Here is a 15,709-nt window from a genome sequence, read left to right as displayed (position 1 = left end):
AAAACAAAATATATGTATCCAACAGATTTAGTAATGCCTATGAAGGCAGAGCTTACAGATAAAGGTTTTCAGGATTTAACAACTCCGGCTCAGGTAGAGGAAGCTTTGAAGCAGTCCGGAACCACATTATTGGTTATCAACTCTGTATGTGGTTGTGCGGCAGGTGCTGCAAGACCAGGAGTAGTATACTCTTTGACAGGAGATAAAAAGCCAGATCATTTAACGACTGTATTTGCAGGATTTGATACTGAAGCAGTAGTAGAAGCAAGAAAACACCTTGCTCCATTCCCTCCAAGTTCTCCATGTGTAGCGCTTTTCAAAGATGGTGAATTGGTTCACATGCTGGAAAGACATCACATTGAAGGGAACCCTGCAGGAGCTATTGCAGCTAACCTTCAGGCAGCATACGACGAATATTGCTAATAAGCAATCAACTAAATACCAAACCGTTACAAATTTTGTAACGGTTTTTTTATTTAATACCGTAAAAAATTTTCTGAAAATTCAAATATCATTATATTTGTTGAAATGGCAACCAAAGCACTTTTCAATACCGTAGTTAACTGGTTTATCCGTCAAAGGATTGATCAGATACAGAATTTTATAGACCATCCGATTGAAACCCAGAAAGGTATACTCTTTTCTCAGCTGTTTCATGCGGAAGATACGGAATATGGTAAATTATACGGATTCAATTCTATCTCAAGTTATCAGGATTTTAAAAACAAAGTTCCTATTGTTACCTATGAAGAAATGGAACCTTTTATTGAAAAAGCAAGACAGGGACATAAAGACGTAAGCTGGCCGGGGCTTATTAAACATTTTGCCAAATCATCGGGTACCACCAATGCTAAAAGCAAATTCATTCCGATCTCTGCCGAAAGCCTTGAATACTGCCACATGAAAGCCGGAAAAGACATGGTTTCGATTTATGCCAACAACCATCCCGAAAACCAGCTTTTTAATTATAAAAACTTACGCTTAGGTGGAAGTTCCGAGCTTTATGCGGATTTTAATACAAAATTTGGAGATTTATCTGCGATCCTGATCGACAACCTTCCGTTTTGGGTAGAAATTACCACTACTCCCAGCAAGAAAGTTTCTTTGATGGGAGAATGGGAAAGTAAGCTTAAAGCAATTACATCCGAAGTAAAAAATGAAGACGTGGGAAGTATTCTTGGAGTACCAAGCTGGATGATGGTTCTTCTGCAAAGAGTATTAAAGGAAACCAATGTAGGAAGTATTTCGGAGCTGTGGCCTAATTTAGAGGTGTTTTTTCACGGTGGAATCAGCTTTAAGCCCTACAGGGAACAATTCAGACAGATCATCGGAAAAAACATCAATTACTACGAAATTTACAATGCTTCCGAAGGCTTCTTCGGTATCCAGGACAGATCAGACAGTGATGAGATGCTTTTAATGCTGGATTATGGGATATTTTATGAGTTTATTCCAATGGATCAGTTCCATTTTTCAAATCCTAAGGTCGTAAGCCTGGAAGATGTGGAATTAGGAAAAAATTATGCAATGGTGATCACGACCAATGGAGGACTCTGGAGATACCTGATTGGTGATACCGTTGTCTTTACCTCAATCAATCCGTTCAGAATAAAAATAACAGGAAGGACAAAGCACTATATCAATGCTTTTGGGGAAGAACTGATGATTACCAATGTAGAATCTGCTCTTGCAAAAGCCTGCGAAGCAACAGGAGCACAGATCACAGATTTCACGGGAGCACCGGTTTTCATGAAAGGAAACGAAGGAGGCGCTCATGAATGGATTTTTGAATTCAGCCAGCACCCGGATGATCTGGAACACTTTATTGATGCTTTTGACAAACACTTAAAGACCATCAATTCAGACTATGAAGCGAAAAGATACAACAATATGACTCTGAAAAGGCCGATTGTACATATCGCCAAAGAAAATCTGTTCTATCACTGGCTGGAAGCTAAAGGAAAGCTAGGCGGACAAAATAAGGTACCAAGACTAAGCAATGACAGAGAATATATTGATCCATTATTGGAAATGAATAAATAAGAGAGAAAGACTCCTAACTCTCAATTGCATATAAAAAAGCCGTAATTCTGTTGAACTACGGCTTTTATTATTTATTTGCTTAAATCTTCTTTTACTTTTTTCGCGGCTTCTTCTACTTTCGAAGCCCCTTTTTTGGCAGCCTCTTTTGCATCCTGCCCTACTTTGTTGGCCTCAGCTTTGATATCCTGACCCGCTTTATTAAGATCCTGTTTTGTCTTATCTGCAGTGGCATCAATCCTATCTTTTGCCTTCTGTGCGGCATCATCAATCTTATTACCCGCTTCATCTACCTTATCTTTCACATCTTCTTTAGCGTTGTTGATCTTTGCAGTATCCACAACGTTTGGTGTTTCTGTAGTGGTAGTGGTTGTAGTGGTAACTGATCCGTCAGGATTTTCTACCTGTTCTGTTTTTGTTGTTGATTTTGTACATGCTACCGTGAATACTGAGATCACCAGTGCAGCTAAAATTTGTTTTTTCATATTGTTTATTTTTTAATGGAATCTGGATTTATTCTGATTTAGTTTCCTGCGCAGCCGTCTTTTCTGCTGTTTTTAGTTTCTTTTCGGCTTCTGCTTTTTTCTTTTCTTCTTCCTGTTTTGCTTTATTTTCTTTTTCGAGCTCGGCTTTAATTTTATTTTCTTCGTCCTGAAGCTTTTTAGCCTGTTTTACAGAATCAATATACTGGGGAGAAGACATTCGTATTTTGCGTGCAATATCCACTGAAACGGCTCCTGTAGAAAAGGAATCGACAGCAGTAGTATCATAACTTATTTTAACTTCCTGCTCAGCCCCGAATCCCGGTGATTCTTTCTTCGAACAAGCAGTAAAAAGAATGATAAAAATAAAAATCGCAGCCAGTAAATTTTTCATGGAACTAATTTAATAGAAATTCCGCAATTACAGGATAGTGATCCGATAATTTCACAGACTGGTCTACTTTATAGCTTAGCGGAATGATTGATTTCGAACTGAAAATATAATCAATTCTCAAAGGCACTTTATAATCATGGAAACTGCTGGCACTGCCCTTTCCGGCAACCAGGAATGCGTCCTGAAGGTCTTTTCCAAGGTTATAATACTCATATGAATTGGGAACAGAATTAAAATCTCCGGCCAGAATAACAGGATAAGGAGATAAATCTATCATTTTTCTGATTCTTTTTACCTGGTCTTCATGTGCCTGAAATGTAGGAGTCATATGAGAAAGTAGCGTTGATACATTTCCCAAACCTAGTTTATCAAGTTTCGTAAACATAGATTTATGAAGTCTGAAGGGTTCAAGATACACATTAATAATTCGGATTACTTTTCCATTAATGTCTATATCAGCATAAAATGAATTTCCACGTGCTTTCTCGTCAATAAGCTCTGCTTGTCTTACAATTTTATGCTTGGTTTTAAGAATAACCGACGGGTATTTTATAAGATCACGCTGTATAACACGGTTTGTATCTTTTTCCTGTACAAGAATAATATCTGCATCCTGTGCCTTGATATAATCTTTTACTTTATCCCAGCCATATTCTCCATATTTCACATTAAAAGTCAATACCTTAATATCACGGATTGTTTTTAAATTTTCTGTTTTTGGGGAAAAGTTGATCCATCGTCTGATCGGATTATAGAAAATAAATGTACCTAATACAAAAGCAATGGCTATTTTTTCTTTTTTGAAGATCCAGATCAGCGTTAGAATTACATGTGCCAGTATCAGATAAGGAAAACCAAGAGACAGAAGATTCAGGTTGCCTAAAATGTTTGGTGGAATCCATGCATTCCCCAATGTGCATAACAGCAAAACAGCAACAACGATATGTATAAATAGTAATATCTGGTTCGACTTCATGAAAAAACGGTCTTGGTACGATTTTCTTTCAACAAAAATCCTACCAAGCAGACAATTTTAACTCTTTTTATGATTATTTATTCTCCGTAGAAAATGTTACTGCGACAGGATAATGATCTGAAATACTTACAGAACGGTCAATTTCGTAAGATATTGCCTTTAATGACTTTGAAGAAAAAATATAGTCGATCCTGATGGGGAATTTATAATCGTGAAAACTGGTTGCACTTCCTTTTCCTGCAGTCAGAAATGCATCGTCAAGCCCATCAGATAAATGATAATATTCGTAAGAATTGGGAACAGAATTGAAATCACCTGTAAGGATAACAGGGTAAGGCGAATTGTCAATTACTTCACGAATAAGCGCTACCTGATCCTGATGTTTTTTAAAGGTAGGAATGAGTCTCTTAACAACATCTTTTATTTTTTGTTCGTCGTTATCGGTATCTCCGTTAAGTTTCACCATCTCTTTTTGAAAGCGAAATGGATTGAGATAGACATCAATGAACCTGTAGTTTTTGCCTTTAATTTCTATATCAGCCAGCACACCGGGAATTCTTACCTCTTCATCTTGAGGATCAATAATCTGCTGTTTAATGATTTTATGCCTGGTCAGAATTGTTAAGCCGCCTCCGGGATTTGCTTTCTGATAACCATCAAACTGATATTTAATACCCGCGTCCTCCTGTAAAAGAATAACATCAGCATCCTGAGATTTCAGGTACGGTCCTACCTCTTTGTTTCCTATTCTGCCAGCCCTTGTATTAAAAGAAATCACTTTTATTTCAGCGTTTCCTTTCTGATCAGAATAGTTAACCCATCTTTTTACAGGATTCATAAATGCCAAACCCGCCAACATAAATACAAAAGCCCTTTTTTTCCAGCTTAATACCCAGAATATGGTCAGGATCATATATAAAATCATGAGAACCGGGAATCCTAATGACAGCAGATTAAACCATGGAAAAATCTTTGGCGGTACGTAAGCGTTCAGTAAACTACCCAGCAGCAGAAACAAAATTCCCAGATGGATAATAAATACTATGAGTCGGAAAATCTTCACAATGTTACTTTAGTTGAATCTGTATAAATGCTTTTTCCATATCCTTGCCAAAAGCCATCCAACCAAAGCTCCTCCTACGTGAGCAAGGTGGGCAATGCCTCCTCCGTTTCCTGATACTCCAAGATATATTGAAATTACAACAATAATTGGTAAAAGATATTTTACTTTAATCGGAACAGGAATAAACATAATTCCGATTTTAGCATCGGGATATAATGTGGCAAAAGCTGCTACTACTCCGAAAATAGCGCCGGAAGCACCCATCATACGAGATATAAGCAGGTTATAATATTGACTGGATAATTCCTGTCCTTCAACTGTTGTAGCACTGATCTTCAGACTTCCCACATAATCAAGTGCGGCTTTTGGATAAATTTCGGCCGCGCTAAGTCCCATATCTTGTAAACCAGAAATAATTTGCTGAGCTTCTACAAAATTCCAAAGATTGAATAAGAAAAACGAGCCTAGTCCACTTGCGAAATATAGTATCAGATATTTTTTATCTCCCAATGTTTGCTCCAGAATAGGTCCAAAGCTAAATAATGTAAACATATTAAATAAAATATGCATTATACCCCCAGGCTCTCTAAATGGAGCGTGCATAAACATATGGGTAATAACCTGCCAGGATTTAAAATTGGGAGAGAATGGATAAAACCCAGAAAGTGTATCGTATAAATTCGGAAGCATAAAATTAGCAACCAAATAAACAATAATGTTGATAATAATAATGTTCCTTGTAATGGGTGGTATATTGTTAAACATATTTTTTAAAATTTGTTTTTAAAGTCATTAAACGGAACTTCATAAAAGCATCTTTTGCCATCCGGTAAAAATTCCGGGAAGCCTAATGCTGTAAAGTCTTTGATCAGTTGTTCCGCATCTTTTTTATAAATAAAGTCAAATCTGGATTTCGACTGCATTTTATTCCATTGGTTATGGTAATACTGCATGAATTCTTCTTCCGTCTTGTAATCCAGGATCTCAAAAAGGTTCTCCAGGAATTTCATGGCCTGGGTTTCTTTCAGCCCTTCCGGAAGTGAATCTATTCGAAGTACACTTTCATGAGCAATTTTCATGTCAAACCCTAATTCCGGGAGATATTTTTTGATCGAATTGTATTTTGTCTTTTCGATTTCATTCATATGATACTCCAGAGAGAAAAGAAGAGCATGGCTGTTTGTGCTTGATTTTCTGGTGGATTTGTTTCCTTCAGAAACCAACAGTCTGTGCATTCTTCCCAGATCCAGCATTAAAGTGACATCTCCTTTGTTAAAAAGCCAGTATCCATTGGGAAGCCTCATCAGATCTTCATCAAAATCCTCATCTTCGAACAGGTTAATCTTTGAAGGCTCTGCTGTAATATTCTGATGGTACATTTCCGTAAGGTTCTGAATTTCCTCCGGATGTACTACATTTTTCTCTTCCAGAAACGGATTATAGTCTTTATCTACAATGATTTCAGGCATTTTGAAAACACCTCCGCCGGATCCTCCTCCATTTCCTTTGCTCGGAATAGGTTTATTCATCATTTCATCCAGTTCGGGATCTCTGTCGAAATCCAGGCTTGGAGAAACATTGTAAATCCCTAAAGATCTCTTAATGGTTGAACGAAGCAAAGCAAAAATAAGATGCTCATCTTCAAATTTCACTTCAGTTTTCTGTGGATGGATGTTAACATCTATTTTCTCCGGATCAAGTTCCAGAAAAAGGAAAAAGGATGGCACATATCCAGGCTGAAGCAGGCCTTCAAAAGCTTCCTGTACTGCTTTATTGAAGTATGCACTTCTGAAGTATCTTCCATTAACAAAAAGGAACTGCTCGCCTCTTGCTTTCTTGGCCCCTTCAGGTTTAGCAACAAAACCATGAAGTTTACACCAGATAATGTCTTCTTTAATAGGAATCAGAAGCGGCTGAAGCTTTCTTCCGAAAACATCCACAATACGCTGCATCTGGCTTCCTTTTCTCAGTCTGAAAACAGCTTCATCATCATGAAAAAGGGAAAACTCCAGATTCTCATGAGCCAGTGCAACACGCTGAAATTCATCAATTACGTGTCTGAATTCAATATTATTATTTTTCAAAAATTTCCTTCTTGCAGGAACATTGTAGAAAAGATTTTTTACTAAAAAATTTGATCCGTCTGCTGTCTGAACCGGATCCTGAAACTGGAAAACCCCTCCTTCGATATAGATATTGGTACCAATGGAAGTATCCTTCTGTTTTGTTCTGAGCTCCACCTGGGAAACTGCTGCTATAGAAGCCAGCGCTTCACCACGAAATCCTTTGGTGGCTATCTTAAAGATATCTTCAGTTCCTTTGATTTTTGAGGTAGCATGCCTTTCAAACGCCATACGGGCATCTGTTTCAGACATTCCTTTTCCGTCATCCACCACCTGGATAAGGTTTTTCCCGGCATCTCTGATGATCAGTTCAATTTTCGTTGCATCTGCATCAATAGCATTTTCCAAAAGTTCTTTCACGATGGATGCAGGCCTCTGCACCACCTCTCCTGCTGCAATTTGGTTGGCTACATGATCCGGTAAAAGCTGAATAATATCTGACATAAAAACGTAAATCAACTTACAAAAATAGTCAATGAAAACGGGAATTAAAATACTAAAATCGTGATTTAATATTTAATTATCAACATTTTTGCCTATTTATCCCCAACCGGTTTTTTTAATGTTTGTAATGAAGGGCGTTAGCAAGTTTATTGCTCCAATCCGGAAATCTTTATTTCAACAATCGTTAAAAACAGGACAAAAACAAGTCATTTTTACATAATTAAATTAATTTTTAAGAAAAATGCCCCTATTCTATGATAAAATAAGGGCACTTACAGCTAGTTTATACAAAAAATTAATAGTGTGTTTTATATTTTAATCCTCAAAGACAAGCTTTCTTTTCTTTTCTCTTTTAGGAATTCCATGGATTTTATCATACAGATAAGCAAAGAGATTAGGTTTTTTATAAATCCTGCTGTATCTGTATTTTGTGTTGAAATGACGAATATGAATTTTATAAGCATCATATCCGATGACAATCAGAAGACATATGCTGATCACATAGAATACTCTGAATTCCAGATAGTAATATGTTAACCCCGAGAATACAGCGCCCATTACATAAGCAAGCATAATACTCATGAGAAGTTTTGCCCTGCCAATCAGCTCCCCGTTTTTTCTGTATTTTTTCTGGGTAAACATGGATACCAGAATTCCCAGGTCGGTAGTGGTTCCGGTAAGGTGGGTCGTTTTCACAGAGAAGTTGGAAATACTTGCGGTAAGACCGTTCTGAAGTCCGGTGGCAAAAAGCATCAAAGCCACTAAATATTCTGTTTCTTCCAATGTTTTCTGGTAATAAAACTGTCCGTATATTCCTACAAACAGAAGACATATGATTTCCAGCACAATCGGCATGGCATGGGCGAAATATTTACTTTTCTTATTAAAATTGATAACAATAAAGTTGGACAGGAAGCTTCCGAAGAAGAACAAAAAGATCCATCCGCCTACAACTCCTACCTGTGTCCAGTTTCCTTTACTGATTTCTGCCGCTAAAATAGCGTAATGTCCTGTTACGTTTGACGTGAAAGAGAGGAATATCAACAGGGAAGCAATGTTTATAGTACCTGCCGTGAAGGCAGTCAGCGTTCCCAACCTGATGTTGTCTCCCAATGTCCTGCTGTTACTATAATTTCTTAACATTTTTTATTTTTTTAAATTGTGTTTAATTTTCAGACTTCTACAAAAATCTCTGCCAGCCTTCCTCTTTCCGGAAGTTTTTCTCTTACTTCGACCGTAATTTCATGAGATTTCAGTTCTTTGCATTTCCTGATATAAGGAATCAGATCAAATTTTCCGTTTCCTCTGCTTTTGATGGATGGAGAATAATAAGCTTCCTCAATGTTTTCCGCCTTTACATATTGGTTGAATGTTCTCTGGAAACTTCCTGTGAAAATGTCGCAGATGATTTTATTGACCAGATGAGGATATTTATTGCTGATAATTCCCAAAGCATCACAGAATTCTGCAGGTCTTATTTTATTGAATACCGATGTTTTGGTACTGAACAAAAGATCTCTGATAGAATCTCCGGAATCATACCCGGAAGTCAGAAAAATGTTATATTGGTTCTGATCTTCTGCTGCTTCTTTCTCTTTAAGTACTTTTTTCAATATATTCAATGACTCAAGAGAGTAATCTGTTGCAATTAAAATTGTTTTAGTCATGTTCTTATTATTTTGTATTGTGTTTATCTTTTTTGATGATACAAAACTAGAACGACCATATTAGAAGATCTTTGGAATGGAATTAAAATGTGATTAAAGAGATTAAAATAAGATTAGAAAATTGTTAACGGGAATTAATATGGCGAAAAGCTCTTTGCATTTTTGCCATTTCGCTTTTTCGTCAATTTGCGATTTTGCCTATTGTTATTCTGGTTTACACTTTGGCTTGTTCCCCCTTCTGAGTGCTGTAGAAATTAGGAAAACGCATTTGTACCGTTGTTCCCTGGTTTTCGTGAGAGCTTACAATCAGTTCACCGTGGTGCATTCTGACGATATTCCTTGCCAGTGGAAGTCCGATCCCGTAGCCTTCATAATTATTGGTATTGGAAGCTCTGAAAAACGGATCGTAGATTTTATTCATTTCCACTTCAGGAATTCCGATCCCATTATCTTTTATAATGATGTAGACATCTGTATTGGTGGCGCCAAGAGAGACTTTAACCTGCTGAAAATTAGAATATTTACAGCCATTACTGATGATATTGGCCACTGCAAGATGCAGTAGCTGCTCATTCCCCTGAACTTTTAATTTCTTAGGATTATCGGGAAGCATGCTGATATCAAGATAGATATTGTTTCGGGAATCAATTCGCCTTAAGGTTTCAATAACGTCCCAAAGAAGCTGATCAATTCTCACCTTATCCATTTTCTGGATTTTCCCGTCGAATCCGGTTTGGGCAATCATTAAGAGTGCTTTAATCTTTTTATCCAGCTTTTCAGCTTCATCCAGAATGATTCCGAGGGTTTCTTTGTATTCATCAGCCGTTCTGCTGATAGAAAGCGCAACATCGGCTTCTCCCATGATGGATGTAAGAGGCGTCCTCAATTCGTGGGAAACATTGCCAATCAGGTGGTTCTGGGTTTCAAAAGACGTTTCAATGCGGTTGAGCATATCATTAAAGGTATCTACCAACTCATTAAGCTCTTTATTATCAGGATGTGATTCCAATCTTAAGTGAAGGTTTTCAGAACTGATTTCTTTTACTTTTCCTGTAATTTTTAAGATCGGCCTGAATAAGGTTTTGGACAGATAAAAAGAAAAAATCATACTGAAAAACAGAGACAGTACAATACAGGTAAGCAGTGTTCTCTTTAAAAAGCCCAGATAATAAACAACATAATGGTTTTTGGCAGAAGCGATGGCAATATAATCTTTATCATCATATCTGAAACTTTGTCCTATATAATAGAATTCTTCATCATTATAATTGGATTCTCCTTCTCTGATAATATTTTTAAAGAAATAATCGGGGATATGAACTTCCTGAGATATTTTTTTGAAATTGGAATCGGCAGGAACAGCAAAAACATAGTCTCTTTCCATCGGAAGTTCCTCATCATTCAGGTTGCTGAGAATATAGTTTTCAGGAAGGTCGAGATGATCTTTACTTTTTTCGATCTGAACAATGGTTGCCGTCCTTATCTTCAGCAGTTCATAAAACCTCTGATGTGAAAAATTAACGATAGAAAAATACACCAAACCACTGAATAGCAAAATGATGGCGGTAAAAACCAGCATCAAAAGTACCATCGTTTTGGTTTGATTTGTAATGACTCTGTTAAACATTCATTATGTCTTTTTCAACACATAACCCATTCCTATAACGGTATGAATCAGTTTATTATCATCCTGGCTGTCCAGTTTTTTCCTTAAATAATTAACATAAACATCTACCACGTTGGTTCCCAGTTCATAGTTTACGCCCCAGACCGCATCCAGAATTTCTGCTCTCGAAATTACTTTTTCCGGATTATTCAGGAAGTACAGCAGCAGTTTATACTCTGTGGAAGTAAGAGAAATATCTTCTCCGGCTCGGGTTACTTTCTTGGTATAATCATTCACCATCAGATCCGAAAACTGGAATACATGTTCATTATCAGGCTCCGGTTCGGCAATTTCCTGTGGACCGTTGTTGTTGCTTCTCCTTAGTAAAGACTTTACACGGGCTACCAGTTCAATGAATTTAAAAGGCTTCACCAGATAATCATCTCCACCGCTTTCCAGGCCGAGAACAATATTTTCAGAAGTTCCCAAAGCAGTCAGAAATAAAATAGGAACGCTCTGATTGGTTTTTCTTATTTCTTTGCACACATCCAGACCGTTCATTTCCGGAAGCATAATGTCTAAAATTACCAGATCAAAATCGTTAGCCTGCACCAGCTGAACTCCTGTACGGCCGTCAAAAGCTACAGAAATTTCATATCCATTTTCCTGAAGCCCCTTTTTAATAAAGGACACCACACTGGTTTCGTCTTCGATAAGAATAATTTTTTTCATAGATGAAATAAGGAGTTTTACAAAAATAGGGAAATTTTCCTGGGAGAAAAAGCGAGGAATATCAGAGAGTCAAGTAGCAAATAATAATTTTCAATGAATTGATTCCCTCCTGTATCCAAACTCTATGGAATAATATTACCTTTGTTTGAATATAATTCAGGTTAAATTACACACAGTATGAATGACTTTTTAATAGGTATCGGCAAGAGATTAAAGGATATTAGAAAAAAGAATAATTTAACCATTAATGAGCTGGCCTTCAAAGCGAATGTGAGCAACGGACTTGTTTCCAGAATTGAAAACGGAAGAACGATTCCTTCACTACCTGTGTTATTGGATCTGATTCAGTCGCTGGAGATTGATGCCAGTTATTTTTTTGAAGGAGTTGAAAAAAAGTCCAATGCCAAATTCATTTATGTCCCGAAGGAGAGCCAGCAAATTATAGAAAAAGAAGTGGAAGCTGAGGGGTTTAAATATATGCACATCTTCAGCAAGAGCCTTCATTCTTTAGGTTTTGAGGCCGTTCTGCTGACGCTTGAACCTAATTCTAAAAGGGAAAAGGTCATTACGGATGCCTGGGAATTTAAATATATTCTGAAAGGAGAAGTGAAATATGTGATTGATAATGAAGAAGTCATCTTAAAAGAAGGAGATTCTTTGTATTTCAACGGAAAGTTTCCTCACGTTCCGGTAAGCATCAGCAATGAAAGCTGTGTAATGCTTGTTCTTTATTTTTATACGGCTTAACTATTCATTTTTTTAACGCAAAGCTTTTACTATTTTTCTTTTGTCATTCTGACGAAGGAAGAATCTCTTATTTGCATTCAATAACGCGAGATTCTTCATTACATTTCATTTCATTCAGAATAACAATTGTAGTGTAGATTCCTTATAAATACACATATAATAATCAAGCTTCTTCAACGACAACGTCGTAACCTTTGCACACTTATAATTTAGCATTATAATTATTAAACTTTGCATTTACATCATATCTCAATTTTTACATTATTCTTCAATTTTTGACTTTACAGCACACACAAAAGTTTACAAATATGCAACTTCTGGTTTTCGTCATTCTTCCAAGATGAACGAAATATGAACCAAATCAAGCCTGCTTTTGGGAAATTTCAATTCCTTTTATTTTCAGGAAATATTTGTGGAAAATGCTGAAACAGTGAATTTAAAAATTGTTTAGATCTGTTTTTAAAGGATGGCATTAATACATTTAAAGGTAAAATAAACGTAACAAACAGAACTTATTTGTTAAACAATACTTAACACAAAATATTTATATATATTAAAATTATTAGCTTGATTTGCATAAAAAATTTAATATATGTAAAAATGAAAACAAAATTAGAGAAATTATTTACCCTTGTTTTTGTCTGTCTCATAGTCTTTGTTTCAGCGCAAAAACAGTTAATTATAGGAACTGTGCTTGACGACAGCCAGCCTCTCCCCGGGGCCACAGTCAAAATAAAAGGCTTATCTAAAAATATAACGACTGATATTGAAGGGAAATTTGCCATCAATGATATCAAAGAAGGCCAGTACACTCTACAAATCAGCTACATTGGTTATGAATCTTCAGATATCAATGTAGATCTTAAACCGGAACAAACGGTTGACTTAGGAATTATCAAACTATCCCAACCGAGAAAAAATATTGGCGAAATTGTCGTTACCGGAACGTTAAAAAATACGGAAGCGAGAGCTTTAAATCTTCAGAAAAATGCCATTAATATCACCAATGTCATCGCTTCAGACGGAATCGGAAAGCTACCGGACAGAAATGCAGCAGAAACCGTACAGCGTGTGCAGGGAGTTTCTATTGAAAGAGACCAGGGAGAAGGAAGATTTGTTTCCCTGAGAGGACTTCCGCCATTCTGGGCATCCACAACCATTAATGGAAACAGACTTCCCACCGCAGAGGAAGAAACGACTTCCAGAGCAACGGCATTTGATTTCTTTCCTACAGAACTGATCTCCTATGTACATGTAAACAAGTCTTTTACCCCAGATATGGAAGCTGACGGAATAGGCGGCGGTGTCAATTTTATCACCAAAACTCCACCGATGAAAACAGAGTTTAAAGCTACTGTGGGAAGCGGTTATAATGCAAAGTCTGATAAAGGAGTTTACAACCTTGGATTTTTGTATGGGGGAAGAACGAAGAATAAAAAGTTCGGGTATTTATTCAACTTTGCGCATTTCATAAGAAACTGGTCTACAGATAATTTTGAGGCTAGAAGAAGTGGCGATGAAGGAGTTTTCAGGCTGGAACTTCGCGATTATAACGGAGTCAGAAAAACAACAGGAATCAATACTGCTTTCGAATACGTATTATCTCCAAAAACAACCTTCTATTTAAAAGGAATGTATGGTACTTTATCGGATGATGAAACCCACTATAAACACAGAATCCGTTTTGATAAATTCAGCAGTGCTAATAATACAGCAAGAGTAGAGCTCCAGAATATCCACAATTTACTGATAACAGAACTTACTTCTGTTTCTTTGGGAGCAGTTCATCAATTCAATAAAGGAAAAATCGACTGGGATTTATCTTACTACAACAACCAATTCAAGTATGGAAATATCCCTGATAAGCAAAACAATTCTTACTATGTCATCAAGTACACTCAATCTGGTGTAGGCATCAATCCTGATTATATTTCCAATCATGGAAATGGCCCCAGAGCTTATTGGAAAGCTGATGGTGGAAAATTAGATTATAAAAATCCGGATGCATTGTTTGGCTTCTACAGTGATCCGAACTTTAAAATGGACGCTTCTCAGATGAGATTTACAGATCTTGAATTCTATAAGGTTTTTGTAGAGGAAAAGGATAAAATCGTAGCAGCATTCAACCATGAAATCAATGCTTCTGATAAACTGACTTTAAAATATGGTTTTAAATACAGAGATAAAGAACGTAATGCAAGATTCTCTGATATTTTCTACAATTGGACCAGCGGAACAGCGCCTCTTCTGTCTGATTTCTCACAATACATCACAACACAGCCCAACGGACCTAAATATTTAAGTGAAATGAACGCACACATCGGCAATACTTTCGGACCCGTACTTTCCACCAATGGAATGAATCAGTTCTGGTACCAGAATCAGGGTAATCTGAAGATCAATACTGCAGATTCTGAAGCCCTGGAATACAATAAAGCACTAGGAAGAAACTTTGATGTGTTTGAAAAACATGCGGATGCTTATGGAATGGCAACGTACAAACTGAATGATAAAATCATCATTTTAGGAGGAATAAGATTATCAAATACCAATACCAAAGTAAAGGGATACAGTGTGAATGATAATGTACTGACTCCGGTAGAAAACACCAAAAACTATCTGGCTGTTCTTCCGATGATTCATTTAAAATATACTTTAAATGATAAAGCTAATCTTCGTTTTGCAGCGACAAGAACTTTTTCAAGACCAAATTTTGGCGATCTGACTCCGGGAGGAACTTATATTGAAGCAGATAACGAGTTCAAAGGCGGAAATCCCAACCTTAACCCTACCTATTCTTTGAATTTTGACCTGATGGGTGAATATTATTTTTCCAACGTAGGGATTCTAAGCGGTGGCGTTTTTTATAAATCCATTACGGATCCTATTTTCCAGGACTCTTTTATCGGAAACTATAACGGAAACAACGGAGTACAGTTTACCGCTCCCAATAACGGAAAAGCTGCATGGCTGGGAGGTATTGAGCTTGGAATTAATAAGAGATTCGATTTCCTTCCAGGGTTTTTACAGTATTTCGGAGTACAGCTGAATGCCACATTCATGACTTCCGAAATGGAAAAGCCAAGCGGAAGAACGGTAGCCCTTCCCTATCAGGCAAAGGAGTTGTACAACGCGCAGCTTTTCTTTGAGAAAAAAGGATTCAATGCAAGGCTGGCTTACAATTATAAAGGAAAATATGCTGTAGAATATGCCGAGGAAGATACCAATGATTCTTACTATGGCAAGTATAGTAATCTGGACTTCGGAGGTTCTTACCAGTTTACCAAATACCTGACTTTATATGCGGATGTGAATAATATCCTGAACAAACCACTGATCTATCACTTCGGTAAAAGCGAAGACCGTCCGGAACAGGTGGAATATTATGGAGTCCGATTCAATCTTGGAGTAAAACTGAATTTCTAAACCAGAACC

The 15,709-nt window shown here is 36.9% G+C and carries 14 protein-coding genes; 4 read left to right on the top strand and 10 right to left on the bottom strand.

Annotation, left to right across the window (positions count from 1 at the left end):
- The first annotated feature begins 12 nt into the window (after positions 1–12).
- Both JNG87_RS05555 and JNG87_RS05550 read left to right on the top strand, forming a co-directional pair.
- Positions 13–423: a BrxA/BrxB family bacilliredoxin gene (locus JNG87_RS05555; RefSeq protein WP_047099553.1), complete on the top strand. Its 411-nt coding sequence runs from the start codon at positions 13–15 to the stop codon at positions 421–423.
- 105 nt (positions 424–528) lie between these two features.
- On the top strand, positions 529–2,043 hold the full coding sequence (locus JNG87_RS05550) for a GH3 auxin-responsive promoter family protein (protein ID WP_202842288.1): 1,515 nt from the start codon (positions 529–531) through the stop codon (positions 2,041–2,043).
- A 71-nt stretch (positions 2,044–2,114) separates the two neighbouring features.
- Here JNG87_RS05550 and JNG87_RS05545 read toward each other — a convergent pair whose 3' ends face one another.
- The 10 genes from JNG87_RS05545 to JNG87_RS05500 form a co-directional block, all read right to left on the bottom strand.
- Complete coding sequence (locus tag JNG87_RS05545; protein WP_202842286.1) at positions 2,115–2,525, bottom strand: hypothetical protein; 411 nt, start codon at positions 2,523–2,525, stop codon at positions 2,115–2,117.
- Positions 2,526–2,553: 28 nt separating this feature from the next.
- The gene (locus JNG87_RS05540; protein WP_202842284.1) at positions 2,554–2,916 is read right to left on the bottom strand and encodes a hypothetical protein; all 363 of its coding nucleotides are present in this window, start codon (positions 2,914–2,916) and stop codon (positions 2,554–2,556) included.
- A gap of 4 nt (positions 2,917–2,920) precedes the next feature.
- Complete coding sequence (locus JNG87_RS05535) at positions 2,921–3,892, bottom strand: endonuclease/exonuclease/phosphatase family protein (RefSeq protein WP_202842283.1); 972 nt, start codon at positions 3,890–3,892, stop codon at positions 2,921–2,923.
- A gap of 73 nt (positions 3,893–3,965) precedes the next feature.
- On the bottom strand, positions 3,966–4,730 hold the full coding sequence (locus tag JNG87_RS05530) for an endonuclease/exonuclease/phosphatase family protein (RefSeq protein WP_410668091.1): 765 nt from the start codon (positions 4,728–4,730) through the stop codon (positions 3,966–3,968).
- Between the two features lie 234 nt (positions 4,731–4,964).
- Positions 4,965–5,720: a rhomboid family intramembrane serine protease gene (locus JNG87_RS05525; protein ID WP_202842281.1), complete on the bottom strand. Its 756-nt coding sequence runs from the start codon at positions 5,718–5,720 to the stop codon at positions 4,965–4,967.
- Between the two features lie 5 nt (positions 5,721–5,725).
- Entirely contained in the window at positions 5,726–7,522 is a 1,797-nt protein-coding gene (gene mutL, locus JNG87_RS05520) for a DNA mismatch repair endonuclease MutL (RefSeq protein ID WP_202842279.1), read from the bottom strand.
- Positions 7,523–7,837: 315 nt separating this feature from the next.
- Positions 7,838–8,665 (bottom strand): YoaK family protein, encoded by an 828-nt coding sequence (locus JNG87_RS05515; protein WP_137904592.1) that lies wholly within the window; start codon positions 8,663–8,665, stop codon positions 7,838–7,840.
- Between the two features lie 29 nt (positions 8,666–8,694).
- Positions 8,695–9,189: a hypothetical protein gene (locus JNG87_RS05510; protein WP_202842277.1), complete on the bottom strand. Its 495-nt coding sequence runs from the start codon at positions 9,187–9,189 to the stop codon at positions 8,695–8,697.
- A 214-nt stretch (positions 9,190–9,403) separates the two neighbouring features.
- Positions 9,404–10,816 carry a sensor histidine kinase gene (locus JNG87_RS05505; RefSeq protein WP_110011304.1) on the bottom strand — a complete coding sequence of 471 codons (1,413 nt, stop codon included), beginning with the start codon at positions 10,814–10,816 and terminating at the stop codon, positions 9,404–9,406.
- 3 nt (positions 10,817–10,819) lie between these two features.
- Positions 10,820–11,527 (bottom strand): response regulator transcription factor, encoded by a 708-nt coding sequence (locus JNG87_RS05500; RefSeq protein ID WP_047377977.1) that lies wholly within the window; start codon positions 11,525–11,527, stop codon positions 10,820–10,822.
- Between the two features lie 177 nt (positions 11,528–11,704).
- On the opposite strand from JNG87_RS05500, the gene JNG87_RS05495 reads away from it, so the two are divergent.
- Both JNG87_RS05495 and JNG87_RS05490 read left to right on the top strand, forming a co-directional pair.
- Positions 11,705–12,274: a helix-turn-helix domain-containing protein gene (locus JNG87_RS05495; protein ID WP_202842276.1), complete on the top strand. Its 570-nt coding sequence runs from the start codon at positions 11,705–11,707 to the stop codon at positions 12,272–12,274.
- Positions 12,275–12,874: 600 nt separating this feature from the next.
- Complete coding sequence (locus tag JNG87_RS05490) at positions 12,875–15,700, top strand: TonB-dependent receptor (RefSeq protein ID WP_202842274.1); 2,826 nt, start codon at positions 12,875–12,877, stop codon at positions 15,698–15,700.
- Positions 15,701–15,709 lie beyond the last annotated feature (9 nt).

Origin of the sequence: Chryseobacterium cucumeris (assembly GCF_016775705.1) — a bacterium.
Classification (GTDB): domain Bacteria; phylum Bacteroidota; class Bacteroidia; order Flavobacteriales; family Weeksellaceae; genus Chryseobacterium; species Chryseobacterium cupriresistens.
The sequence above is the reverse complement of the archived record's forward strand: the minus strand, read 5'-3'. Positions and strand labels throughout refer to the sequence as shown.